General features: G+C 59.4%; 24 protein-coding genes. 17 read left to right on the top strand and 7 right to left on the bottom strand.

All coding sequences use genetic code 11. The annotated features are described in order from the left end of the window. The first annotated feature begins 73 nt into the window (after positions 1-73). From ACOTYN_RS21065 to ACOTYN_RS21045, 5 genes are all read left to right on the top strand, one after another. Positions 74-760 carry a hydrolase gene (locus tag ACOTYN_RS21065; RefSeq protein ID WP_023331928.1) on the top strand — a complete coding sequence of 229 codons (687 nt, stop codon included), beginning with the start codon at positions 74-76 and terminating at the stop codon, positions 758-760. A gap of 61 nt (positions 761-821) precedes the next feature. After that, positions 822-1,037 (top strand): DUF1427 family protein, encoded by a 216-nt coding sequence (locus tag ACOTYN_RS21060; protein ID WP_014882382.1) that lies wholly within the window; start codon positions 822-824, stop codon positions 1,035-1,037. Continuing rightward, positions 1,034-1,294, top strand: a complete 261-nt coding sequence (locus tag ACOTYN_RS21055) for a XapX domain-containing protein (RefSeq protein WP_014882383.1) — start codon at positions 1,034-1,036, stop codon at positions 1,292-1,294. The genes ACOTYN_RS21060 and ACOTYN_RS21055 overlap by 4 nt, the downstream gene beginning before the upstream one ends. A 23-nt stretch (positions 1,295-1,317) precedes the next feature. Further along, a complete protein-coding gene (locus ACOTYN_RS21050; RefSeq protein WP_014882384.1) occupies positions 1,318-1,698 on the top strand; it encodes a response regulator transcription factor in 381 nt (126 codons plus the stop codon). 9 nt (positions 1,699-1,707) lie between these two features. Then, positions 1,708-7,293, top strand: coding sequence for a trifunctional serine/threonine-protein kinase/ATP-binding protein/sensor histidine kinase (locus tag ACOTYN_RS21045; protein ID WP_332958949.1), 5,586 nt, complete (start codon positions 1,708-1,710; stop codon positions 7,291-7,293). Here the strand turns inward: ACOTYN_RS21045 and ACOTYN_RS21040 are convergent, their stop codons facing one another. Continuing rightward, positions 7,294-7,911, bottom strand: a complete 618-nt coding sequence (locus ACOTYN_RS21040; RefSeq protein WP_023338979.1) for a response regulator transcription factor — start codon at positions 7,909-7,911, stop codon at positions 7,294-7,296. A 275-nt stretch (positions 7,912-8,186) separates the two neighbouring features. Between ACOTYN_RS21040 and ACOTYN_RS21035 the strand changes: the two genes are divergently transcribed. Then, a complete protein-coding gene (locus tag ACOTYN_RS21035; RefSeq protein ID WP_014882387.1) occupies positions 8,187-8,789 on the top strand; it encodes an ATP-dependent Clp protease proteolytic subunit in 603 nt (200 codons plus the stop codon). A 134-nt stretch (positions 8,790-8,923) separates the two neighbouring features. Continuing rightward, positions 8,924-10,045 (top strand): cupin domain-containing protein, encoded by a 1,122-nt coding sequence (locus ACOTYN_RS21030; protein ID WP_014882388.1) that lies wholly within the window; start codon positions 8,924-8,926, stop codon positions 10,043-10,045. Positions 10,046-10,106: 61 nt separating this feature from the next. On the opposite strand, the gene ACOTYN_RS21025 is transcribed toward ACOTYN_RS21030, so the two are convergent. Continuing rightward, positions 10,107-11,525, bottom strand: a complete 1,419-nt coding sequence (locus ACOTYN_RS21025) for a PLP-dependent aminotransferase family protein (RefSeq protein ID WP_014882389.1) — start codon at positions 11,523-11,525, stop codon at positions 10,107-10,109. A gap of 176 nt (positions 11,526-11,701) precedes the next feature. Here ACOTYN_RS21025 and ACOTYN_RS21020 point away from each other — a divergent pair, with 176 nt between their 5' ends. Continuing rightward, positions 11,702-11,863, top strand: coding sequence for a DUF1127 domain-containing protein (locus tag ACOTYN_RS21020; RefSeq protein ID WP_049010213.1), 162 nt, complete (start codon positions 11,702-11,704; stop codon positions 11,861-11,863). Positions 11,864-11,903: 40 nt separating this feature from the next. Here ACOTYN_RS21020 and ACOTYN_RS21015 read toward each other — a convergent pair whose 3' ends face one another. After that, positions 11,904-13,292: a PLP-dependent aminotransferase family protein gene (locus tag ACOTYN_RS21015; RefSeq protein ID WP_023331931.1), complete on the bottom strand. Its 1,389-nt coding sequence runs from the start codon at positions 13,290-13,292 to the stop codon at positions 11,904-11,906. Positions 13,293-13,395: 103 nt separating this feature from the next. Between ACOTYN_RS21015 and ACOTYN_RS21010 the strand changes: the two genes are divergently transcribed. Further along, positions 13,396-13,875 (top strand): carboxymuconolactone decarboxylase family protein, encoded by a 480-nt coding sequence (locus ACOTYN_RS21010; protein WP_014882392.1) that lies wholly within the window; start codon positions 13,396-13,398, stop codon positions 13,873-13,875. On the opposite strand, the gene ACOTYN_RS21005 is transcribed toward ACOTYN_RS21010, so the two are convergent. After that, complete coding sequence (locus ACOTYN_RS21005; RefSeq protein ID WP_332958946.1) at positions 13,862-14,764, bottom strand: LysR family transcriptional regulator; 903 nt, start codon at positions 14,762-14,764, stop codon at positions 13,862-13,864. The genes ACOTYN_RS21010 and ACOTYN_RS21005 overlap by 14 nt on opposite strands. Positions 14,765-14,864: 100 nt before the next feature. Here ACOTYN_RS21005 and ACOTYN_RS21000 point away from each other — a divergent pair, with 100 nt between their 5' ends. From ACOTYN_RS21000 to ACOTYN_RS20970, 7 genes are all read left to right on the top strand, one after another. Further along, positions 14,865-16,280 (top strand): aldehyde dehydrogenase family protein, encoded by a 1,416-nt coding sequence (locus ACOTYN_RS21000; RefSeq protein ID WP_332958944.1) that lies wholly within the window; start codon positions 14,865-14,867, stop codon positions 16,278-16,280. A 153-nt stretch (positions 16,281-16,433) separates the two neighbouring features. Next, positions 16,434-16,757, top strand: a complete 324-nt coding sequence (locus tag ACOTYN_RS20995) for an antibiotic biosynthesis monooxygenase family protein (RefSeq protein WP_014882395.1) — start codon at positions 16,434-16,436, stop codon at positions 16,755-16,757. Beyond that, positions 16,750-17,145, top strand: a complete 396-nt coding sequence (locus tag ACOTYN_RS20990) for an amino acid-binding protein (protein ID WP_332958942.1) — start codon at positions 16,750-16,752, stop codon at positions 17,143-17,145. The genes ACOTYN_RS20995 and ACOTYN_RS20990 overlap by 8 nt, the downstream gene beginning before the upstream one ends. Next, positions 17,120-17,815 (top strand): winged helix-turn-helix domain-containing protein, encoded by a 696-nt coding sequence (locus ACOTYN_RS20985; protein ID WP_332958939.1) that lies wholly within the window; start codon positions 17,120-17,122, stop codon positions 17,813-17,815. Before ACOTYN_RS20990 ends, ACOTYN_RS20985 begins: the two co-directional genes overlap by 26 nt. 546 nt (positions 17,816-18,361) lie before the next feature. Next, complete coding sequence (locus ACOTYN_RS20980; RefSeq protein ID WP_014882398.1) at positions 18,362-18,832, top strand: MarR family winged helix-turn-helix transcriptional regulator; 471 nt, start codon at positions 18,362-18,364, stop codon at positions 18,830-18,832. Then, entirely contained in the window at positions 18,829-19,896 is a 1,068-nt protein-coding gene (locus ACOTYN_RS20975) for an HlyD family secretion protein (protein WP_087529102.1), read from the top strand. Before ACOTYN_RS20980 ends, ACOTYN_RS20975 begins: the two co-directional genes overlap by 4 nt. Beyond that, on the top strand, positions 19,886-20,962 hold the full coding sequence (locus tag ACOTYN_RS20970) for a DUF2955 domain-containing protein (protein ID WP_014882400.1): 1,077 nt from the start codon (positions 19,886-19,888) through the stop codon (positions 20,960-20,962). Before ACOTYN_RS20975 ends, ACOTYN_RS20970 begins: the two co-directional genes overlap by 11 nt. Here ACOTYN_RS20970 and ACOTYN_RS20965 read toward each other — a convergent pair. From ACOTYN_RS20965 to ACOTYN_RS20955, 3 genes are read right to left on the bottom strand one after another with little or no spacing between them, the layout of a single operon-like run. After that, positions 20,959-22,230, bottom strand: coding sequence for a DUF445 domain-containing protein (locus ACOTYN_RS20965; protein WP_032637585.1), 1,272 nt, complete (start codon positions 22,228-22,230; stop codon positions 20,959-20,961). The genes ACOTYN_RS20970 and ACOTYN_RS20965 overlap by 4 nt on opposite strands. A gap of 3 nt (positions 22,231-22,233) precedes the next feature. Further along, a complete protein-coding gene (locus tag ACOTYN_RS20960) occupies positions 22,234-22,887 on the bottom strand; it encodes a LysE family translocator (protein WP_047343951.1) in 654 nt (217 codons plus the stop codon). Between the two features lie 38 nt (positions 22,888-22,925). Continuing rightward, positions 22,926-23,678 (bottom strand): AraC family transcriptional regulator, encoded by a 753-nt coding sequence (locus ACOTYN_RS20955; protein WP_332958936.1) that lies wholly within the window; start codon positions 23,676-23,678, stop codon positions 22,926-22,928. Between the two features lie 151 nt (positions 23,679-23,829). Here ACOTYN_RS20955 and ACOTYN_RS20950 point away from each other — a divergent pair, with 151 nt between their 5' ends. Next, positions 23,830-25,200 carry an NAD-dependent succinate-semialdehyde dehydrogenase gene (locus ACOTYN_RS20950; protein WP_047361590.1) on the top strand — a complete coding sequence of 457 codons (1,371 nt, stop codon included), beginning with the start codon at positions 23,830-23,832 and terminating at the stop codon, positions 25,198-25,200. Positions 25,201-25,273: the final 73 nt, after the last annotated feature.

The following is a 25,273-nucleotide window of genomic DNA, read 5'->3' as shown; positions in this document are numbered from 1 at the left end:
TAAACCGCAGGATGAGCGTGACTTTATCGCCGTGCGCTCACGGCGATTTCACCCTTAACCACTGGAAAATGCTATGACCTCTTCAAAGCTCGAAGTGTTAACCCCTGCGAACTGCCAGATTATCTTTATCGATCATCAGCCTCAGATGGCGTTTGGCGTGCAGTCTATTGACCGCCAGGTGCTGAAAAATAACACCGTGGCGCTGGCGAAAGCGGCGAAAGTCTTCAATATCCCGACCATCATCACCACCGTAGAGACCGAAAGCTTCTCCGGTAACACCTATCCGGAACTGCTGGACGTGTTCCCGGGCCAGGACATTCTGGAGCGTACCTCCATGAACTCCTGGGACGACCAGAAAGTGCGTGACGCGCTGAAGGCCAACGGCAAGAAGAAAGTCGTGGTAGCAGGTCTGTGGACCGAAGTGTGCAACAACAGCTTTGCCCTGTGCGCGATGCTGGAAGGCGATTATGAAATTTACATGGTGGCGGATGCCTCCGGCGGCACGTCAAAAGAAGCTCATGACTTCGCGATGCAGCGCATGATCCAGGCGGGCGTGATCCCGGTGACCTGGCAGCAGGTCATGCTGGAGTGGCAGCGCGACTGGGCGCGTAAAGAGACCTACACCGCGGTAATGGATATCGTGCGCGAGCACTCCGGCGCGTACGGCATGGGCGTCGATTACGCCTACACCATGGTGCACAAAGCGCCATCTCGCCAGAAGAGCGAGCACCGCACCTTAGCGCCGGTCCCGGCTCGCTAAGCCCTGTCGGCGGGCTGGTCCCTCATCCGGCTCGCCGCTGCTTTTTTCTCTGGAGTTCACAATGAGTACTGGGCTGATATCCCTTGCGGCAGGCGTGTTGATTGGCCTGATGTATGCCGTGCTGAAGGTGCGCTCCCCCGCGCCGCCCGCGCTGGCGTTGATTGGCCTGCTGGGGATGCTGGCGGGTGAACAGGCGACGCGGCATCTGTTATCCCGCGACAGTGCGCCTGCTCAGGTCACCGTTCCGGCAGCACCGCAGACAGGAGCATCGTCATGAAAGCATGGATTATTTCGCTGGTATGTGGCGTGGTAGCTGGGGTAATTTACGCTCTGCTCGACGTCCATTCGCCGGCACCGCCGGTTGTCGCCCTGCTTGGCCTGTTTGGCATGCTGGTGGGGGAGCAGCTCATCCCGGTGGGACGGCGCTTAATGAGTCGCGAACCGCTGACCCTCGCCTGGTTTCGTCACGAATGCGTACCGAAAATCAGCGGCACGGCGCCCCCGGCGCCCGCGAAGGACACGCGCGACGTTTAATGATTTGTGAGAGGAAAGACCGCATGACGCTGCCGTGGCGCATTGCCATCATTGATGACGAACGTTCCGTCCGCAGCGGGTTGAGTAATCTCCTGGAGTCGGAAGGGTATTCGACCGATACGTTTGATTCGGCTGAGGGGTTCCTGAGCCATCCTCTCGCGCTGTCCGGCGCGGCGCTGGTGATCACCGATATCAAGCTGCGAGGCATGAGCGGCCTTGAGCTGTTCGACAAGCTGCGGCTGCTGGCCGTACCGCCACCCCCTGTACTCTTTATCTCCGGTCATGCTGATGAAAATATGCAGCGGTACGCCCTCAGTCTGGGCGCCGCTGCATTTTTGCGTAAGCCGATTAACATCGATATTCTGCTGGATCATATTCAGCGGGAGCTGGCCCGCCGACAATAAGGATCGCGGATGAACGAAAACGAGCAGCCTGCATTCTGGCCCGCCCAGGGAAATCTTCATCAGGGGCGGGTTTTTGTCCTTAAAGAGGATGTGATTTTTACCGTGCTGGCGCAGGAGGGCGGCATCGCCTGGATGAACGCACGTCATCCCCATTCCGGCGGCTCCTTCATCATTGCCACCGCGGTGAGCGACGAAGAGGAAGAGCGGGCCACCCGGCTGCTGAAAAACGAGTTTGCGCTGCGCGACGTGCTCCAGGACAGCTGGGCCATTCGCGCCGTCGCCTCTACCCAGTACCGGGGGCGTTTCGCGCTGGTTTACGCCCCGTTTTCGTTTGAGCTGCTGGCGCGACGCGCGGGCAGGGCGATCTCCGGGATTGCGCGCTTTATCGAGCTGGCGATCCAGATCTGCGCCCCCCTGCGCCAGATGCATCTGCAAAACCTGATCCACGGCGATATCAAACCCGGCAGTATTTTTGTTTATCACGATGCCACCTGCCGTCTGGGCAGCTTTGGTCTCTCCTGCCGTTTTTCCGATGCCTTCTCGCAGACCCGTCTTACCGTTTCAGGCGGTACCCCCGCCTGGATGTCGCCGGAACATACCACTCGCACCCGTCGCCCCGTCGACAGCCGCAGCGATCTCTACAGCCTCGGCATGGTGCTGTATGAACTTCTGACCGGACGCCTGCCGTTTGAACTGGGCGCGGACGATCAGACCAACTGGGCACACTACCATATTGCCTCGGAGCCGCTGGCCCCGGACGTGATACGCCCGGACGTGCCGGGAATGCTCTCGACCATCCTCCTCAAGCTGCTGGAAAAGCATCCTGATAACCGCTATCAGACGGTGGACGGGCTGATTGCCGACCTGCGACGCTGCCAGGCAACGTTGACCGGTGAGGGCGAGATCGCCCCCTTTACTCCCGGTCAGCAGGATCGCACCCCGGCGATCCATCTGGCGGATTCCCTGTTCGCGACGCATCCGCAGGCGAATGACGTCATTGCCGCGTTTGAGCGAGTCGGGCAGAGCCGGGTGCCAGAGCTGGTGACGATCGGCGGACCGTCAGGGATCGGGAAATCCTCGATCATCGCGACGGCGCTTAAAACGCTGCAGCAGCGTACGGTGCTGCTGGCGGTAGGCAAGGTGGACCAGTTTTCGCCGTCACTGCCTTACGGCGTGCTAAGTTCCGCGTTTCGCACCCTGACGTTGCACCTGCTGGGGCTGCCCGCAGACGACGTGGCGAAGTGGAAAATCCGTCTCTCGCGCGCGCTGGAGGGCCACGAGGCGCTCGCTGTCAGTCTTGTGCCTGAACTGGGGCTGCTGCTTGAGAGCAAACCGCGCTTCTCGCCGGATACGTTTTCCATTGATGCCCGGGCGCGCTTCAGCCATATGGTGCTCGCGCTGGTCAAAACCTTTGCCTCTCAGGGCTGCCCGCTGGTGCTGGTGCTTGACGATCTTCAGTGGAGCGACGCCGCCAGCCTGCATACGCTCAAATACCTGCTGGTGAACAGCGGGGCAATCCCGCTGCTGGTGGTTGTTGCTCACCGGGATATCTGTTCGTTATCCGATGCCACCTTACAAGCGCTGCTGACGAGTCTTCCGGAAGCGGCGCTAAACGCGAGCGAAATTGTCCCTCAGGCGCTGTCCGTGAAAGCGGTAGCGCGCTGGCTGGCGACGCTGTTTCGAACCCGCAGCGTGGCGACGTCTGACCTCGCCACGCTGATCCATGAAAAAACCGGGGGCAACCCGCTCTTTGTGCATGAGTTTTTCCGCCGCATTGTCGATGACGGGCTGGTGGTGCATAACAAATATCAGGATAAGTGGCACTACGATCTGCAGGCGATCCGCGCCCGGCATTACACCGAAAACGTCGTCACCCTGGTGCTGGAGCAGCTCGAAGAGTTGCCCGACGAGACGCGTCGCCTGCTGGGGAGTTTTGCCTGCCTCGGCGGCAAGGGCGAGATGGAGATGATATGCCGCGTTGTCGGCATGTCGATGGCGGAAATGCGCTATGCGCTCCATCCGGCGGTCATGGCGCAGCTCATCGTGCTGACGGAAAAAGAGTACGCTTTCACCCACGACAGGGTGCAGGAAGCCGCCTTCGCGCTGCTGGATCCGCATGAGAAAAGCCACCTTCATCTGACCACCGCCAGCCTGCTGGCCGATGCCGCGCGGCAGGCTGCGGGAAACGAACTGCTTTTCCGCGCCGTTCACCATGTTACGGCCGCACTGGACAGTATCCAGCCCGCTCCGAAGCGGCAGATGTTCCGCGAGCTGAGCCTGCTGGCCGCGCGCCGGGCGAAACGCACGGGCGATTATCTTTCGGCACTGAGCTACATCCAGACGGCGAGAGCGCTGGGCAATGCCGGGGTGGTGTCAGACTTTGTGCTGGATATTGAAGAGGCGGGCTGCGAGTTTGCGCTCGGCCATCTGGAGCGGACCCGCGAGCTGTGCGATGCGATCCTGGGCTGCCCCGGCGGGCTGACCGAAAAAGCGCTGGCGGCCAACCTGCTGGTGGAAGTCTATATTCGCCAGTCGGATAGCCGTCTGGCGCTGGAGGCGGCGCTCTGCTGGCTGGGTATTTTTGGTATTCAGATCGGCCGCCATCCGGAAGATGCCGACTGCGATGCTGCCTGGAAAGACTTCTGTAACCGCACGGGCGACGCGCCGCAAAGCCGCTATGCCCAGCTCTCGCGGATGGAAAATCCGGAAACGGAAGCGGTAATGAACCTGCTCTACAGCGCCAGCATTTGCGCCAGCTTCATCTGTCCGCGTCTGCACTTTTTGCTGCTCTGCCGCATGATGCACCTGACCCTCGACCACGGCATCACCGGCGCCTCCACCACGGCGATGGCCTGGTTTGGCGTGTTGATCGGCCACCGCTATGCCGAGTATCGCCTCGGGTTCCAGTACGGCACGCTGGCCCGCGAGCTGGTCAATCGCCACGGCTACGATGCGTATGAAGCGAAAACCCTGCTGCCGCTCGATCAGCTCAGCGTCTGGACTCAGCCGCTGTCGTTCACCATTGAGTGCGCAAAAGCCTGCTTCACCGCGGCGGTAACCCACGGTGATATGACGATGGCCTGCTTCGCGGCCTGCCACCAGGCCATTAACTTCCTCTCTCGGGGCGATCATCTCGACGGGGTGCTGACCAGCATCGATCGCGGCCTGGCCTTTGTGCGGAAAACCCACTTCCAGGACGTTGAGACCATTTTGATGGTTCAGCGCGGCTACGTTGAGTTTTTACGCACGCCGGTGATCGGCACCTGGACCGCCTCGCAGGTGCTGCCGGAGGCGCTGCTGCCTGCTTCGCCAGAGCAGGCTCCGGAACAGACGTCGACCATGCTGTTCTGGTACTGGCTCTATCGCGGTATGGCGCACTTTACCTGCGGCGAATTTGCCGATGCGCAGGCGGATCTTGAGATGGCGGGCTGGTACGCGTGGTCTGCGCCTGGCCATATCCATCTGCTGGATTACCATCTCTACAGCGCCCTGGCGCTTTCCCGCCAGCTAACGCCGGAGACTTTCTCGGCGAATCATCGACGCAGTATTCACGCGCACTACGACAAAATTGCCCTCTGGGCGCGCATTAATCCGGGGACGTTTGCGGATAAAGAAGCGCTGATTTACGCCGAAATCGTGCGTCTGGACGGCATGAACAGCATTGCGCTTGAGCAGTATGAGAAAGCGGTACGGCTGTCACGCGAGGGCGGCTTTAATCCGATTAACGCCCTGGCGCACGAGCTGGCGGGTCGCTTTGCGCTGTCCTGCGGTTACCCGACCGCGTCAGATGCGCATTTTCGCGGCGCCATTGCCGCCTGGGGCCGTGCCGGGGCACAGGCTAAGGTGCGCCAGCTGGAGCAGGATTTCCCACATCTGCTGGCCTCCGGACAGGCCAGCGCCTATGACACGGTGGCGTTTGCCCAGAATGAAGTGATCCGCGATCTGCAGAGCGTGATCAAAGCCTCACGCGCCCTGTCGGAAGAGATCAACCTTGAGCGGCTTATCGAAAACCTGATGACGCTGCTGCTCGAACGTGCCGGGGCGCAGCGCGGCCTGCTGCTTCGCGTGAGCGATAACCTGATTCCGGAGATCGAAGCCAGCGCGTGGACCAGCACCGAGGGCGTGCGGGTGCGGATCCTGAAGGACGTACCGGTAGCGACCGACATGCCGCTGTCGGTCCTGGCGGCGGTGATCCGCACCGGACAGGAGATCCGCACCGGTAAACCGGAGGAGTTCCATCCCTTCAGCCAGGATCCCTACCTGGTGACCTCGGGGGCGGCCGTGATGTGCGTTCCGATGTTCAAACAGGCGCGGCTGGTGGGGGTGCTCTATCTGGAAAACCGCCTGATGCCGGAGGTCTTCACCGCCGAGCACTCTCGCGTGGTGAGCCTGCTGGGGGCGCAGGCTGCGGTCTCTCTGGAGACGGCGCGGCTGTACGCCGAACTGCTGGCGGAGAACATCCAGCGCCGACGCGTGGAAAAAGAGCTGCGCGCCAGCCAGAACTCGCTGATGCTGGGTGAGCAGATCAGCCACACCGGTAGCTGGCGCTGGGAGCTGGAGCAGGATCTGATGTTTATGTCCGAAGAGTACGCCCGTATTCTCGGCCTGCCCGAGCAGCAAAAAATGATCTCCATGGCGGAGTTTTTGACCTTCGTCCATGAGGATGATTACGCCCGCATCAGCGCCATCGTCACCCAGAGCGTGCGCGAGGGGCTCTCTATGCGCGCGGAATTTCGTATTAAGCGTACCGACGGTTCCACGCGCTATATCCTCGGGATTGGCGATCCGGTGGGCGTGGGCAGTGAGGTGAACGAGTATTACGGCATCATTACCGATATCACCAGTCAGCGCGCCGCGGAGGATGCCATGCGGGTGGCGCAGGCGGAACTGGCGCGGGTGTCGCGTGCCACCACGGTCGGTCAGTTAACCTCTTCCATCGCCCACGAGATCAACCAGCCTCTGATGTCGATCGTCTCTAACGCCGGGGCAAGCCTGCGCTGGCTTAACCGTGAACCCGCCCGGCTGGATAAAGTGCGGGAAGGGCTGGAGGAGATCGCCGCGGAAGGCGCCCGGGCGGGGGAGATCATCCGCAGCATTCAGTCCCTGACGCGCAAGCAGGATCCGACCTTCGCGCGTATCGATCTCCACTATCTGATCCACCACATTATTACCCTTTCCCGCAGCGAGCTGGAGCAGAGACACATCAGCGTGGATTATCTGTTAAACGCCGGTGACAGCTTTATCACCGGGGACAGCGTGCAGATCCAGCAGGTGCTGCTGAATCTGGTGATGAACGCCGTTGAGGCCATGGCGGAGGTTAACGATCGCCCCTGCATCATCACCCTCAGCACCGTCAACGCCGACGGGAACGTTATCGTCGAGATCGCCGATACCGGCAGCGGCATTCAGCCCGAGCGGCTGGAGAAGATTTTTGACTCGTTCTATTCCACCAAGGCGCAGGGAATGGGGATGGGGCTGACCATCAGCGCCAGCATCATTGAGCGACACAGAGGAAAACTGAGCGCGCGCCGCCGGGAGCCACACGGCACGGTGTTTGCGTTTGTGTTACCGCTTGCCGGACAGACAGGGGAGTAGTTAATCCGAAGGCTGGCTGTGGGTCAGGCGCTCAACGGCCCTGACCAGCTCCGCCACGGAGCGCACCTGCATTTTTTCCATTACGCGACGGCGATGCACTTTCACCGTGATCTCGCTGACGCCAAGCTCGGCGGCAATTTGCTTGTTCAGCATCCCGCTTATCGCCAGTGTTAACACCTCATGTTCCCGTGGCGTAAGGGACATGTGGCGCTGCTTCAGGGCGTAGTGCTCTTTGTTGCGCACGGCGTTGTTTTCCGCCAGCTGAAGCGCAGACTGAATGGCGTCGATCAGCGCGGTGGATTCAACGGGCTTGGTGAGAAATTCGTACGCGCCGCCTTTAATGGCGCGCACCGACATCGGAATAGTGCCGTGGCCGGTGAGAAAAATAATCGGGATGTCGCGCCCGCTGTCCTTGAGGGCGTCCGCTACGTCAAAACCTGAAATGGCGGGCATTTGCATATCGAGGATCACACACGAGGGCAGATCCTCAAAACGGTGCTGAAGAAACGCCTCTGCTGATGAAAACCCCATGGCGTCTAAATCCGCTGATTCCAGCAGGCCGAGAACGGACTGCCTGACCGCGTCATCGTCGTCAACCACATACACAATGTGTTCCATTCACTGCCCCGGTGCTGAGTAAACTGTCGAGAAAATATACACGTCCCGTCACGTAAGAGACTGTTTCTGCTGGCTTTCATCTTAACACATTAAATATCATTATCATTTAACAATATGATAACCGTATGAAGAGGAAGTATAGCGAACGGTTGTCGACTGGCGTGCCGTTTGCCTGCGCACGTTTCATCATCGTTCTCGCGATCTGTCTCTGAGGACTTTACCCCGTAAAACAGGCTACACTCTGGTTTTGAGCGCGACAAGCTGAGGAAACAACAATGCTCTACACACTGAAAGAAAGCGACAAGGATAAGGCGGAAGGGTCAAACGGCGCGGGCGCTCTGCAGCAAAAACTGCTGGAATCCCGTTCGATTGTGATCTCCGGGGAGATCAACCAGGAGCTGGCGCAGAAGGTGATCACCCAGATGATCCTGCTGCAAAGCGTCAGCAACGATCCGATCAAGCTGTATATCAACAGCCAGGGCGGCCACGTGGAAGCGGGTGACACCATCCACGACTTTATCAAATTCATCCGTCCGGAAGTGCACGTCATCGGTACCGGTTGGGTGGCGAGCGCGGGGATTACCATCTTCCTGGCGGCGAAAAAAGAGCACCGTTATTCCCTGCCTAATACCCGCTTTATGATCCACCAGCCGCTGGGCGGCGTGCGCGGTCAGGCAACGGATATTGAGATCGAAGCGCGCGAGATCATCCGCATGCTGGATCGCGTGAACAAGCTGATCGCTGACGCCACCGGCCAGCCGCTGGAGAAAGTGAAAAAAGACACCGACCGCAACTTCTGGATGTCGCCGGCAGAAGCGCTGGACTACGGCATCGTGGGCAAGCTGATTACCCACTATGACGAACTGAAGCTGGACTAAGTTTTAGCGCCGTATTGCGTCGGGTGACGGCTATGCCTTACCCGACCTACGCGAGCTGGTTTGACCCATGACAAGTTCCCCCTCCACCGTCTCCCCTATAATCGCGCCTGTTTCCCCTCTCACTGGTGCTACCCATGGCGTATCAACTGAACCTGAACTGGCCGGAATTTCTCGAAAAATACTGGCAAAAACAACCCGTAGTGCTGAAAAATGCCTTCCCGAATTTTGTCGATCCGATTACCCCGGACGAGCTGGCAGGTCTGGCGATGGAGCCGGAAGTTGACAGTCGTCTGGTGAGCCACGCTAACGGCAAATGGCAGGCCAGTAATGGTCCGTTTGAACACTTTGACGATCTGGGCGAAACGGGCTGGTCGCTGCTGGCGCAGGCGGTGAACCACTGGCATATGCCCGCGGCGGAACTGGTGCGTCCGTTCCGCGTTCTGCCGGACTGGCGACTGGACGATCTGATGATCTCCTTCTCCGTGCCGGGCGGCGGCGTGGGTCCGCATATCGATCAGTACGATGTGTTTATCATTCAGGGGATGGGCAGCCGCCGCTGGCGCGTGGGGGACAAGCTGCCGATGCGTCAGTTCTGCCCGCATCCGGCACTGCTGCATGTCGATCCGTTTGAGCCGATCATCGACGAAGATCTTGCGCCGGGCGATATCCTCTACATTCCACCAGGATTCCCGCACGACGGCTTTACCCACGAAACGGCGCTTAACTATTCCGTCGGTTTCCGCGGGCCGAACGGTCGCGATCTTATCAGCAGCTTCGCCGATTACGCGCTGGAAAACGATCTGGGCGGCGAGCACTATAGCGATCCGGATCTGACCTGTCGTGAACACCCGGGCCGCGTGGAGCAGTACGAGCTCGATCGCATTCGTCAGATGATGATCGAGATGATCAGCAAGCCGGATGATTTCACAAAATGGTTCGGCAGCTTTGTCTCGACGCCGCGCCACGAGCTGGATATTGCCGCCGCCGAGCCACCGTATGTGCCGGAAGAGGTGCTGGATGCGCTTCAGGGCGGCGAAACGCTGTCTCGCCTGAGCGGCCTGCGCGTGCTGAATATTAACGGCAGCTTCTTCGTTAACAGCGAACAGCTTGAGACGGTGGATGCGAAGGCCGCGGATGCGCTGTGCCGCTACACCGAACTCGGCCAGGCCGAGCTGGGCGATGCGCTGAAAAACCCGGCGTTTGTTGAAGAGCTCACCGGGCTGATTAACCAGGGGTACTGGTACTTCGACGAGTAGTGCGGCACGGTTTTCTCCCTCTCCCCGTGGGAGAGGGTCGGGGTGAGGGCATCAGGCCGCACTAGCCCTCCTCCATCGCAATCACAATCGCTTCACCCATCTTCTTCAATGCCTCGCGATTTTTGTCCGTCGGCGGCAGCGCCACGTTGATGCGCAGGCAGTTGCGGTACTTACCTGAAGCGGAAAACAGCGACCCGGCTGCGGCCTGGATCTTCAGCCGACACAGCTGCTTGCTGACGCACACCATATCCACCTTCTCCGGCAGCTCAACCCACAGCAGGAAGCTGCCCTGCGGGCGGGTCACGCAAATCCCTGCCGGAAAATACTGCCGTACCCAGCAGGTATAGGTTTCCATATTCTGCTGATAAATCTGGCGCATACGGCGGACGTGGCGATGGTAATGGCCGTCGCGAATAAACGCCGCCACCGCCATCTGCGTGCCCGGTACGTTAAACCCGCCCGCGGCGTATTTCATGTGCATCACCCGGTCGTAATAGCGTCCCGGCACAATCCAGCCCACGCGCAGACCCGGTGCCACGGTTTTGGTAAACGAGCTGCAGAGGATCACCCGGCCGTCGATATCCATCGAATGAATGGTTCGCGGACGCGGGTACTCCGCCGCCAGCTCGCCGTAGATATCATCTTCAACAATCACAATGTCGTGCCGCTGGGCGAGGGCTAAGACCTGCTTTTTCCGCGCTTCCGGCATGATAAACCCGAGCGGGTTATTGCAGTTGGGCACCAGGATCACCGCTTTGATCGGCCACTGCTCCAGCGCCAGCTCAAGCGCCTCAATGCTGATCCCGGTTTCCGGGTCGGTGGGAATTTCAATCGCCTTGATGTTAAACCCGCGCAACATCTGCATGGTGCCGTGAAATGACGGCGACTCCACCGCCACGATATCCCCCGGTTGACACACCGAGAGCAGGGCAATCGACAGCGCGCCGTGGCAGCCGTTGGTGATGACAATCTCGTTCGCTGCCACGGTGGAGCCGCCGTCCAGCATCAGGCGGGCGATCTGCTCGCGCAGCTCCAGGCGCCCGTCGAGCACGTCATAGCTCAGCATCTCACCCGGATTATGCTGCGCGATGCGGCTCATCTCGCGCCACAGGGGCTTCAGGCTCGGCTGGTTAATGTCCGGCGAACCGCCGCCAAACGAGATCATCTCTTTGTCAGCGCGGGCGTCCAGCAGCATCATCACCTCATCCCACTGGGTGACGTCCACGGGGCGCTGCACCGGGCGCGTCATCGCCGGGACGGGCGGCTGGGCTTTACGCTGCGAAACAAAATAGCCGGAGCGCGGCTGGGGCGTAATCAGCTGGAGGTTTTCAAGGATTTGATAAGCCTGCTGTATGGTGCTGATGCTCACGCCGTGCTCCTGGCTCAGCGTGCGCACCGACGGCAGACGTTCGCCGCTGCGATACAGCCCTTGTTCAATGCGTTCTGCCAAAAGATTGGCCAGATGTTGATAGCGCGTCATGCTGTATCCTTTGTTTTCACCATACAGATTGTAAAACCAGTACAGATTGCCGTAAAAAATGCCATGCAGATACCGTTTTAGCGGATCTGTATGGTAAACAAAAGGTGTTTTTGCATCTGTATTGCACAGGCGGATTTCCAGGATGATAACCCCACTGGCACAGTGAGGAGAGCATCATGGAATTTTTCGAGAACCGTTCTAAAAGACCGTTTATCGCGTTTGTCTGGATCGTGAAAACGCTGCGTAACTGGTATCGCATCAACCGTACCCGCCGCATCCTGAGCCAGATGAGCGATGAGCAGCTCAAAGATGTGGGTTTATCCCGCAATGACATTTAAACCGTAGGCCGGGTCGGGCGCAGCCGCCACCCGGCGATGTTCAACTCAACAGCGCAAGCGTCTGCCGTTTCGGCCTTTCCAGCAACGCCACCGCCTCCTGGTATGTCCGCACGTTGTTGTAGCCCATCACCAGCCCGTAGCGTTTTCCCGACCCGCGGTACCACTCGGAGAGCGCGTTAACCTGCAGCTGCTGTTCCTGCCAGCAGCGCGCCACTTCCCGGTCACAACTTCCTTTGGTCAGAAACGCCACGATATGCATCCCGCCGTCGTTCTGCTCGGTGAAAAACAGATCGCCATACACCTCGCGCAGGGCGGCGATCATCCAGTCGCGGCGGGTCTGATACAGCGCGCGCATCTTTTTCAGGTGACGGAAAAAATGGCCTTCGTTGAGAAATGCGGTGAGGATCTTTTGCGTCAGCACCGGCTGGCCGCTGGTGGTAATGTCCGCACAGTCGGTAAACGCCCCGACGGTGCTGGCGGGCATCACCACGTATCCCATGCGCAGCGACGGCATGATGGTTTTGCTGAAGGTGCCCATAAAAATTACCCGGTCGTGCTGGTCGAGGCTTTTCAGCGACGGCAACACCTTGCGGGTGTAGTGAAACTCGCCATCGTAATCGTCTTCGATGATCCACGCCTCGTTCTGGCTGGCCCAGTCGAGCAGCTGCTGTTTACGCGGCAGGGAGAGCGTCACCGCCAGCGGGCTCTGGTGCGACGGGGTGACGAGGGCAAAACGGGCGTCGCGATGGTGGCGGAGGAGGTATTCCGTGTCCATGCCGCAGCGATCGACCGGCACCGTGTGCAGACGCGGCACGATCCGCTTCAGGAGCTGCTGGCCCATAAAATAACCCGGATCTTCGAACACCACCTTATCGCTGCGGCTGGCGAGCGTGTCGAGGATCAGGCGCAGGCTGCCGCTGTAGCCGCTGGTGATGAGCACCTGCCCGGCGGTGCAGGACAAGCCACGCGAGATATTGAGATAGCTGGCAATGGCCTGGCGCAGCGGGTACCAGCCCAGAACGGGCGGGTTAAGCATCTCCTCCTGACGCATGGCGCGCGTCGCCTGGCCTGCCAGCAGCAGCCATTTTTTGTACGGAAAGCTGTCGAGGGATGGGATGCCAGGGCGCAGAAACCCTGCCCGCTCGCGCTGGCTGATAAGCGATGCCGGAAGCGTACCGGTAGGCTGTTCCGTTGGGGCAGGACGCTCCGGCAACAGTAAGTCCGGGTTGACCCGCGTGCCGCGCGCGCCCTGGCTAACCAGATACCCTTCGCCCGTCAGAATGGCATACGCCGTTTCGACCGTTTTACGCGCCACCTTCAGCTCTTCGGCCAGCACGCGGATGGCGGGCACTTTGTCGCCCGGCTTGAGCACGCCGCGCGTAATGTTGTCGCGATAGCGGGAGTAGATCTCGTGATAGCCCGGCTTCATGTCCTACCTCATTTCACGCTTTTTGTGTCTTTTTACTATGTCATGAACGGCGTAGATTTGCCTCATCGCATCACCGATGCCGCACAAAAAAAGAGGAAAGACCATGAGCACTCGCGTCAACCACCATAAAGTTACACCTGCCCTCGCTAACGCACTGTCTGCCCTGAGCATGGAGGTGGCGAAAACCTCCATCGACCCGGCGCTGAAGCACCTGATCGACATTCGAGTGTCGCAGCTGAACGGCTGTACCTTCTGTCTGGATATGCATTCGAAAGAGGCCAAAATTGCCGGCGAACGCGAGCTGCGCCTGTACCATCTGGCAGCCTGGCGTGAATCCCCGCTGTTCAGCGCCCGCGAAAAAGCCGCGCTGGCCTTTACCGAAGCGCTGACGCAGATTGGCGTGCATGGCGTGAGCGATGCCCTTTACCGCAGCGTGGCGGAGCACTTCTCAGACGTTGAGATTTCAGAGCTGAACTTCGCCATCGTGGCGATTAACGCCTGGAATCGTCTGGGAATTACCTCCCGCATGGCGCCAGGCTCGCTGGATGCGGCTTACGGGTTGAATAAAGCTAACCTGGAATAATGCCGCGCTCGCGGATCATCGCCACCAGCGCCCGCAACCCTGGCGGGACGTGGCGATGACCAGGATAGTAAAGGCGCAGCCCGGTAAACGGCTGCGTCCAGTCGTTTAGCACGCTCACCAGTTCCCCGCTCTCAAGCTCTTCCTGGATATAGAATTCCGGCAAAAATCCCACGCCTAACCCCGCTTTTACGGCGCGGATCGAGGCGAAAAGATCGGACGTCGCAAAGCGCGGCGGCACGGCAAGCGCGTACGTTTCCCCCCGACGGGCCAGCTCCCAGCGGTAGATCCCGCCGTGAGCCATACGCATGCCGATCCCCTGATGTTGCAGCAGATCGTCCGGCGTTTGCGGAATGCCGTGACGTGCGAAGTAATCTGGCGTGGCGGTGACGAGCTGGCGGATCTCCCCTGTCAGCGGTACGGCGATCATGTCCTGCGGGATGGACTCTTCGAGGCGGATCCCCGCGTCGTAACCCTCGGCGACGATGTCGATCATGCGTGCTTCACTGACGATCTCCACGCGCATTTTCGGGTAGCGGATCATAAAGTCGATCAGCAGTTGGTCGAGAAAAAGCGAGCCGATATGGTTCGGCACGTTCAGACGCAGCGTTCCGGCAGGTTCCCCGGTGTCGCTGTGGATCTCCTCACCCGCGAGGCGGATTTCCTGCAAGGCCGGCCCCACGCGCGCCACGTAGCGCAGCCCGGCGTCCGTAAGCGCCACGCTGCGGGTGGTGCGGTTAAAGAGGCGAGTCTCAAGGCGGCTCTCCAGGCCGGCAATGGCATTGCTTACCGCCGTCGCGGACATTCCGAGCTCCTGCGCCGCGCCGCGAAAACTGCCGCGGCGCACCACGGCCATCACCACTTCCAGCTCTGTCAGACCTGAACGATGCATAGATTATCCTGAAAATCGAAACAACCCTTGCAGCATAGCGTGGATTATCGCAACGGGGAAGCCGTGCCAGACTGTGCTCACACAGCCTGAGGAGGTTTATATGCACCAGATCGAACAGATTTTTATTAACGGCGAGTTTGTTACTCCGCACGGCACCGAATGGTTTGATTTGTATAACCCGGCGACGGCGCAGGTTATTGGTCAGGTTCGTCTGGCGGATGAGGTTGACGCCGGGCGCGCCATCGCGGCGGCAAAGGCAGCGTTTCCTGCGTGGTCGCAGACCACGAAACAGACGCGCATCGCCGCGCTGAAACGTATGCACGCCGCCGTGGTCGCTCGCCACGACGATCTGCTGGAAGCGATCGTTGAAGAGTATGGTGCGCCCGCCTCGCGATCGGCGTGGATGGCCCGCTATCCGGCGGAGGTGATTGCCCAGGCCATTGAGGCGCTGGAGGCGTTTGAGTTCGAGACAACCGCGGGGGCCGCGACGGTACAGATGACGCCCCTTGGCGTGGCCGGGCTGATAACGCCGTGGAACAGCGACGCGGGTTTTATCTGCGGCAAGCTGGCGGTCGCGCTGGCGGCAGGCTGTACGGCAGTGATTAAGCCGAGCGAAATGAGCGCCCTGCAAACCCGGATTGTCACCGAAGCGTTGCGCGATGCTGCTTTGCCGCCGGGCGTGTTTAACATTGTCACCGGACGCGGTGAAACCGTCGGGGACACCATCAGCCGCCATCCGGACGTGGCGAAAATCTCGTTTACCGGCTCGACGAATACCGGCAAGGCCATTCTGCGTAACGCGGCGGAAAGCTTTAAGCGCGTGACGCTGGAGCTGGGCGGTAAATCGCCGACGATCCTGCTGGATGATGTGGACCTGGCGCAGGCGATCCCGCTGGTGATTCAGGCCGGGTTTATGAACAGCGGGCAGGCGTGCGTGGCGGGAACGCGCATTCTGGTGCCGCAGTCGCGTAAAACGGAAATCGAAACCGCGCTGGCGCAGGCCGTGGCGGCGGTGAAATCCGGTGACCCGCGCGACAGTGCCACGGACGTCGGCCCGATGGTCAGCGAGAAGCAGTGGCTGCGGGTGCAGGGGTATATTCGTCAGGGGCTCGACGGGGGGGCACGGCTGCTGGCAGGAGGCGAAGGGCGGCCAGCGGGCACGCAGGACGGCTGGTTTGTACGCCCGACGCTGTTTGCTGACGTGAATAATGGCATGGTGATTGCCCGCGACGAGATTTTTGGCCCGGTGCTGTGCATCATTCCCTATCAGGACGAAGCGGAGGCTATCGCGATTGCCAATGACACCGAGTACGGCCTGAGCGCGATGGTGCTGGGTGAGGATGTGGACCGCGCCCGCCGCGTGGCGCAGCAGATTGTCTCCGGGCGCGTGCTGGTGAATACGCTTGCCCATGAGCCGAAAGCGCCGTTTGGCGGGTTTAAGCACTCCGGCGTGGGGCGCGAGATGGGTGAGTGGGGGATTCGGGCGTTTATGGAGCCGAGGTCGATCCTGGGCTAAAACCTGCCCGGTGGCGCTGCGCTTACCGGGCCTACAGGCGCTCGTAGGCCGGATAAGCGCAGCGCCATCCGGCAAAAACACTTCGTCAGTCGCCGAAGTATGAAGTTAATTTTCTCTGCATTCTCTCCTCACTATCACAACGGAGAGACACTTATGATCGCAGTCCTTTTCGAAGCCAAAGCGGAGCCTCATCATCAGGCCCGCTACCTGCAACTCGCCGCCGAACTCAAACCTTTGCTGGCCGACATTGATGGTTTTATTGATATCGAACGCTTTCAGAGTTTGACCACCGACGGCAAAATCCTCTCCCTTTCCTGGTGGCGGGATGAAGAGGCCATCCGCAGCTGGAAGCAAAACGTCTTTCACCAGGCGGCGCAGGCCGAAGGGCGGGGATCCATTTTTGCGTACTATCGCATTCGCGTGGCACAGGTCGTGCGGGAATACAGTTCCGAAAACGGAGGGCAGGCGAATGTATGACGTTCACGTGATTTTCAGCGACATGCCCGGCGAGCTGGCGCGCTTTGGGCAACTGTTAGGCCGTCACGGCGTGGGGCTGGAGGGGGGCGGCGTATTTGGTACCGATGCCCATTTCCTGGTGGAGGACGGAGAAAAAGCCTGCCGCGTGCTGATGGAGGCCGGATTTACCGTTCAGGCGGTGCGCAAGCCGGTTATCAGAAAACTCAGGCAGGAGCGGCCAGGCGAGTTAGGTGACATCGCGGCGGTGCTGGCGGCACGCGGTGTGTCTATTCTTACCCAGTACAGCGACCATGCGAATCACCTTATTCTGCTGACGGATGATGATAAGCTGGCCGCAGAGATCACCGAACCCTGGGCCCCCCATGTTAAAAACGAATCAGCCTCCTGAGAACAGCGCGGCACTGGAACAGGCCATTGCGGCGGTGGCGGCGGCAATGGCCGATCCCTCGCGCGTGAAGATGCTCTGCGCGCTGATGGACGGTCGGGCGTGGACCGCTACCGAACTCAGCACTGCGGCAGATGTTGCGCCGTCGACCGCCAGCGGGCATCTCGCCCGGCTGGTGGAGGGAAAGTTGATTACGTGTTTATCGCAAGGGCGGCACCGCTATTATCGCCTTGCCGGGCACGACGTCGCGGCGCTGGTCGAGCAGATGATGGGGCTCTCCTGGAGCCGCATTACGCCGCCGGAAACGTCTGCGCCAAAAGCCCTGCGTGAAGCCCGCACCTGCTATAACCATCTTGCCGGAACGGTGGCGGTTCAGATCTATGATTTTATGCAGGCGGAAGGCTGGCTGGAGGCTGACGGCTCCGCGCTCACCCTGTATGGCCGTGAGCAGTTTCTGAAACTCGGCATTCCATTAAATGCTCATCCCCGTCGTAAGTCCTGCTGCGCCTGCCTCGACTGGAGCGAGCGACGGTTTCATCTTGGGGGAGATGCGGGCACGGCGCTGCTCACTTATCTGGAGAGTAAAGGCTGGATCCAGCGGGTGAGGGGGTACAGGGAGGTGGTGGTGACGGCGTCGGGGAAAAGTGCCGTCAGGAAGCATTTTAGCCGCTAAACGCCGCTGCGTGAGGGGGGCTCAACGTCGCATATGCACGGACGGCCCCCTCTCCCTTGAGGGAGAGGGCTGGGGTGAGGGGGAACATACGGCTGTAGGGGGCATTCCGTTCACTTCACGTTCATTGCTACTCTTTGACGACAGGACCGGTGAACGTGCCAGGGTGGCTCAGTCGCCACCACCCTGGCGACCCGGGCTCCCGGCGGTAAATCGCCGCGTCGCGGTGCCCTCAGCTTATTCCTTCAGGCTATCGGGTCGGGCATGAGCCTGCATCCCTGCAGGCCACGCCCTCTCGGCGCATCCCTGCGCCTCGCCCCGGCCTTACGGAAACGCTTCGGCGATTTACAGCCGGACCAGGCCATTGCTGTAAGATATTCATAATCCTGATGCCATATAAATCGCTTCAGGTTAAAAAATACTGGGGATCCCTCTCCCACAGGGAGAGGGAGAGCCTCGTTTTCGCAATTCCTGCGCTTTCGTCCCTCGTTTCTTGATACTTACCCTGATAACTATTATCTTGACTGCGTGTGACGAGAGGGACTCCCTATGAGTGAAGAAGAACTGTTTAGCCGCAGGCCAATGGGTATGCGGATGGCGATGATCGTGCGTCAGTGGCGTGCGGTGATCGACGATGCCATTCTCGATACCGGGTTAACCCAGTCGAGCTGGACGGTGATGATGCAGCTTTTTCAACTTGGGGATAACGTCTCAATGAGTGAGCTGGCGGAGGTGCAGGGCATTGAACTGCCGCCGCTGATGCGCACGCTCACACAGCTGGAAAAACAGGGTTACCTGCTGCGCACCACATCGCCTTATGACAAGCGCATCCGGCTTCTGACGCTGACGCCTGAGGGAAAAGCCATTTTAAAAAGGCTTACTCAGGTGATTGAGACCTATCAGGCGCGGGTATCGCAAAATATCGCGCCGGAACATATCGAGATCTTCAGCGCCACCCTGAATCAAATCGCCTGTAATTTGCGGACAATCCGCGAAGAAGACAACAAGACCGAAAAATAATGACCCCTGAACAAAAGTTTGCCCGCTGGGTAAGGGTGAGTATTGCCTCTTTCCTGCTGATGTTTATCTATTTTGTCGTCGCGGATATCTGGATCCCGCTGACGCCGGACTCCACCGTGATGCGCGTGGTGACGCCGGTTTCTCCGCGTGTCTCCGGCTATGTGGCGGCCGTGCATGTGCACAACAACAGCCAGGTGAAGCGGGGCGATCTGCTGTTTGAACTCGACGACACGCCGTTTCGCAATAAAGTGGAAGCGGCGCAAATCGCGCTGGAGCAGGCTCGTCTTTCCAACCAGCAGCTGGACGCACAGATCGCCGCCGCGCAGGCCAGCCTGAAAACCGCCGTGCTGACCGCGCGTAACGATAAAGTGACCTTCGAACGTTATCAGAAGCTGAGCACGTTACAGAACGTCTCGCAGGCGGATCTGGATAAAGTCCGGACCACCTGGCAGAGCAGCGAGCAGTCCGTCAGCACGATTCAGGCTAATATCCAGAACCTGCGTATTCAGCGCGGCGAGCGGGATGAACACCGCAACGTCACGCTGCAAAAATACCGCAACGCGCTGGATGAGGCGGAGCTGAATCTCGGCTGGACGAAGGTGTATGCTCAGGCAGACGGCACGGTCAGTAACCTGCAGTTAAGCCCCGGTTTTTATGCCTCCTCAGGCGCAGCGGCGCTGGCGCTGGTGAACAACCAGACCGACATCGTGGCCGATTTCCGCGAGAAAAGCCTGCGCCATACCCATCAGGGCACCGATGCCGCGGTGGTGTTTGACGCCTTTCCGGGACGCGTCTTCCGCGCCCACGTGACCAGCAGCGACGCGGGGATCCTCGCGGGTCAGGAGGCGGTGAACGGCCAGCTCTCCGAGCCGGAAACCTCGAACCGCTGGGTGCGTGACGCCCAACGCATGCGCATTCACGTCATGCTGGACGAGGCGCTGCCGAAGCCACTGCCGACCGGCGCGCGGGCGACTGTCCAGCTCTATAACAGTGAAGGGCCGTTTGCGCGCTTCTTCTCCGGGATGCAGATCCATCTGGTGAGCCTGCTGCATTATGTCTATTAATACGCTGGCGCGGGTGTTTACCCCGCACGGTAACATCGTCTACACGGCAAACGACTTTCGCCAGACTTTGCGCATCGTCTTTGCAGGGATGATTGCGCTGAGCATTTCCAGTTTCTACAACACCAGCTACGGCGTGTTTTTTGTGGTCTACCCGATCATGCTGCTCTCGCTGGTGCCGGTCTTCAACCGCCATGTGGCGAAGCAGTTTATCTTCAGTGCATCGCTGAACTGCGTTGAAATGGTGATTATCATCGGCTATCTGTCGCAATGGCCGGTCATCATGACGCTGGTGGTGTTTGCCCTGTACGTCATGCGTTTTCGCTTTATGAGCAAAGGGCCGCTGTTCCTGTTCGGGTCGATGGGCGTGGTGTGCCAGAGCGTGATGCTCAATTTTATGAGCTACCCCACCACCAACTGGCACACGCTGCTGTTTTCCAACATCGAAGCGAGCGTGATGGCGGTGTGCCTGAGCGCGCTGATGAACTATCTCCTGCCGGACGTGGAACCCCGCAAGCCGCCGCCATTGATTGAGAAAGACGATGCCCGCGTGCGCCATGAGTCGCTGCTCTCCGGCACCGTCGCGACGCTGATTTTCGTCGTTTTTCAAATCAGTGACTTAAGCGATTCCCTCTCGGCGCTGATGGCCGGGATTTTGATCCTGTTCCCGATGCACTATCGTGGCGCGGTGATGAGCTCCATCTGGCGCGTGGTCGGCGTAGTATTGGGCTGTCTTTATATCCTGGTTGTCCAGCTCATACTCTACGACCACAGTAGCCATATGCTGCTCATGATGCCGCTGATTGGCCTTGGGCTGGCGTTTGGCGCACGTCTGCATGTGATGGAGAAAGTAGGCGCAGGCGTAGGATTTTCCAGTATTACCACCATTGGCATTATGTTCGGGCAGAACATGCACCCTGACAGCGACCTGGTGTTCAGCGATCTTTATCGCATCACCTCCGTCACGTTTTCGCTGGTGGCGACGCTGACGATGGTCTTTCTGGTGCATTTGATCCTGAATCGCTTCGAGGCGACGCGCTATATCATCGCGCCGCCTAAAGCGGATTAATGTCCCAGCACGGCAGGCAGCTGCGAGAGTAAAAACAGGATCAGGCCAATCGTCCCGCCCACCAGCGTACCGTTGACGCGGATAAACTGCAGATCTTTGCCGATATTCAGCTCGATCTGGCGGGACATGTCTTTAGCATCCCAGCTTTTCACCGTGTCGCTGATGTGACGGGTCAGGAACGCGGCGAAATCCGGCGCGACGCGATGCGCGGCCTGCTCCAGATGCTCGTTCAGCGACGCCCGCAGGCTGGCATCGTTTGTCAGCGTTTCGCCAAACCACAGCCCGGCGTTGGCGATGCGCTGCTTCACGCGCGAGTCTTCACTTTGCATATCCGCCTTAAGCCACTGGCGCAGATCGGCCCACATTTCCCCCAGATAGCGGTTAAACGCCTCGTCATTTTTCAGGTAATGCTTGATGTTGTCGGCTTTCGCCGCCATTTCCGGATCGTTTTTCAGGTTGTCGATAAGCTTCAGCGTGGCCCGGTCGAACGCCTGACGGATCTGGTGCGTGCGGTCGTGGCTGATATCGTCCAGCAACGTGTTCACCGCATTCGATACCATCTCTGCACTCTGATCGCCCAGCCACTCGGTGGGCAATACCATCGCTTTGCGGGGATGCTCGGTCTTCAGCCAGTGGACGATCTGGTCAGAGATAAATTCCCGCGTGCTGTCGCGCTGAATCAAGGTAATCAGGCGGTTGATGATGGCATCGAGCAGCACCTGGTGGCGGTTGTTTTTGGTCATGCTCTCCAGCATCACGGCGCTGGTTTCGGTGAAATCGACCTTATCGATGGCCTTATGCACCGCGCGTTTGAGCATCCGCTGAATGCGCCCGTCGTCGGTCAACTCAAGGAACCCGCTCATCACCTGCATCAGATGCAGCCCAACGCGCTGGGCGTTGTCAGGCTTGCTGAACCAGGCACCGATCATGTGCGCGGGTTCATAGCGGCGGATTAACGCCACCAGGGACTGGGTATCCAGAAACTTCTCCTGCACAAACTGGCCAAGATTGTCGCCGATACGGTCTTTATTGCGCGGGATAATCGCCGTATGGCGCGCGATAAACGGAATGGGGACCCGGCGAAACAGCGCAACGACGGCGAACCAGTCCGCCAGTGCGCCGACCATCGCCGCCTCGGCAATCGCCTTTACCCCGCGCACCCAGAAAGTCTGCGGCAGGAACAGGGTGAAGATAAACGCCGCGGCGGCAATCAGCAGCAGCGACAGCGCGAGAAGCTTAGCGCGTTTGAGTTCAGCTATTTTTTCCATGGGTTAAGGATAGAGGGAGACGGGAAGAAAATGCAAAAATCGCCACAGCACCCACCCGCCAAACCCCATCAGCACCACGCCCGCCGTGCGTTCAATCCACCAGAGCGCACGGCTGAGCTTCTGTTGCACCGCTCGCAACCCTATAAGCGATACCAGCGCCAGATCCCACACCAGCACCACCATCACCATCCAGACGCCGCAGGTTGCCTGCTGAAGCAGCGTGACGTCTGGCCCCAGTAACGCCGTCATCAGCGCCAGATAGAACAGCGCGTTCTTCGGATTAAGCAGTGCCGAGCCGAGCCCCAGCAGGATTTGCTTACGCAATGCGGGAAGCCGCTGATGAGTTTCATTCAGCGCCAGCGTCTGCGGGCGGCTGCGCACCAGGTGCGAGCCAATCCACAGCAGGTACAGCGCCCCGGACAGTTCGATTAGCGTAAACAGCCACGTAAACTGGCGCAGGGCGCTCCAGCCGACAATCACCAGAACAATATAGAGCGCATTACCCGCGGCGATGCCGAGGCACAGCCCGGCGCTGCCGCGCAGTCGGTAGCGCGCCGCGTAGCCCACAAGCAAGAAGAAATCCGGACCCGGGCTTAACAGCGCAACAAAATGCGCCAGCGCCAGGGCGAGAAAAGCGGAAGGGAAGAACAGTTCCATAGTGACCTCATAGCCGTAACTGAGATCACCTTACGGTGTTACGTATCCTGATTATTGTCTGATATTGATCGTCCTGTGGCGTACTGGCGCGGCGTAGCGGCGCTATAGCGAACGAAGGTCTTATGGAAATGGCTCTGATCGGCAAACCCACTCTGGTAGCTCACGTCGGCAATATCATCCCCGGCGCGCAGCCGTGCTTTGGCGTATTCCACGCGGGAGATATTAAGGAAGCTGCCCGGCGTCAGCCCGGTGTCCTGCCGGAAGGTACGAATCAGCGTCTCCTTGCGTAGCGAGAAGCGTTGAGCCAGTTCATCAAGCGAAGGCGGTGCAGCCAGATCGGCAAGAAGTGCCTGCTGAATATGCTGGCTGGTTGAACGCAGCGCACCAGGGTTATCCGCACGGTGGGGAAGGGCAGAAAGCAGCCTGTCCACGGATGCAGGCGACATTGTCTCAACGATATCAAGGAAGTGCTTAAAGAACGTAGCGTTACGGATCACCTGGAGCGCCAGAGGACGATCGGTGTCGATATAGAGCATATGGTAGCTGCGCGCTTGCCCGGCGATGGGGTTGCAGCTGTGCGGCGCATAAGCCGGGATGACAATCAGATCCCCGGGATGAAGGATGTACTCCCTGTCATGGCACACGCAGCAGGTCTGGCCTTCCACAATCGCGCCAAGAGAGAGTTGAGGATGACAATGACGTTTGTAGGCCTGCGTGCACTGCCATGTGCTGCGCAGCTCAAGGCCTGAGGCGCGGTGAAAAGTCTGGAGGATGTGTCGGGTATCGGTCATGGGAACTCCTTCTGGACGTTTTTTATACCACGTCAGGGAACCGTCTGGCAGCGCTTCATTAGGAACCGTCCGGATATACCCAACTTTACGTCCATAGCCAGTCATGTTGACTACCCTTAATACCCTAAGCGGTAAAACATGGAGATTCGATATGGCTTATCAGACAGTAAATCCTGCCACTAACCAGCTCATCAAAGAATACCCCTCACATACCGACGCGGATATTGAAGCGGCCCTGAAGGCGGCTGATGCGCTTTACCATTCTGACTGGGCGAAAGGCGACATCAACCAGCGTCTCCCGGTGTTGCATAAGCTTGCCGACCTGATCGACGAGCGCGTGGACGATCTGGCGAAAATTGCCAGTCAGGAGATGGGTAAGCTCATCGAGCAGAGCCGCGGCGAGGTGAAGCTGTGTGCACAAATCGCCCGCTACTACGCCGACAACGCGAAGCAGTTCCTGGCGCCGGTGAAGTATCCCTCTGAACTTGGGGAAGCGTGGGTGGAGCATCACCCCATCGGTGTACTGATGGCCGTTGAGCCGTGGAACTTCCCGTACTACCAGCTGATGCGCGTTCTGGCGCCGAACCTGGCGGCGGGGAACCCGGTCATCGCCAAACACGCCAGCATTGTACCGCACTGCGCTGAGACCTTTGCCCATCTGGTACGCGAGGCGGGTGCGCCGGAAGGGGCGTGGACCAACCTGTTTATCTCGTCCAATCAGGTGGCGAACATCATCGCTGACGATCGCGTCCAGGGTGCCGCGCTGACCGGTTCCGAAAAAGCCGGTAGCGTCGTGGCCGCACAGGCGGCGAAGCACATCAAGAAATCCACGCTGGAATTGGGCGGTAACGACGTCTTCGTGGTGCTGGATGACGCCGACCTCGAAAAAGCGGTGAAGACGGGGGTCAGTGCGCGCCTCAACAACGCCGGGCAGGTCTGTACCGCGGCGAAGCGCTTTATCCTGCATGAAAAGATTGCTGATGCCTTCCTGACTAAATTCACCGAGGCGTTTAAGCAGGTGAAAATAGGCGATCCGCTGGACGAAAGCACCACGCTGGGACCGCTGTCGTCTAAAGATGCGCTGGAAACGCTGACCAAGCAGGTTAACGAGGCGGTGAAAAACGGTGCCACGCTGCACTATGGCGGTAAACCTGTTCAGCGTGACGGCAGCTTCTTCGAGCCGACGATTCTGACGAATATCTCTCGCGACAACCCGGCGTATTTCGAGGAGTTCTTCGGTCCGGTGGCCCAGATGTATGTGGTGAAAAACGACGACGAGGCCGTCGCCCTGGCGAACGATTCACACTATGGCCTGGGTGGGGCGGTATTCAGTCAGGATATCGAGCGCGCGAAGAAAATGGCGTCGCGGATTGAGACCGGGATGGTGTACATCAACTGGCTCACCGATACCGCGCCAGAGCTGCCGTTCGGCGGCGTGAAGCGCTCCGGTTATGGACGCGAGCTGTCGGATCTGGGGATCAAAGAGTTTGTGAACCAGAAGCTGGTGGTGGTGCGTAAATAACGTCATCGCCTTTCTTGCCGGGTGGCGCTGCGGTATGAACCGGAAACATGGGTAACACTTTAGACCGGATACA

This window comes from Enterobacter cloacae complex sp. IR5458 (assembly GCF_049238025.1).
GTDB classification, from domain to species: domain Bacteria; phylum Pseudomonadota; class Gammaproteobacteria; order Enterobacterales; family Enterobacteriaceae; genus Enterobacter; species Enterobacter kobei.
The sequence above is the reverse complement of the archived record's forward strand: the minus strand, read 5'-3'. Positions and strand labels throughout refer to the sequence as shown.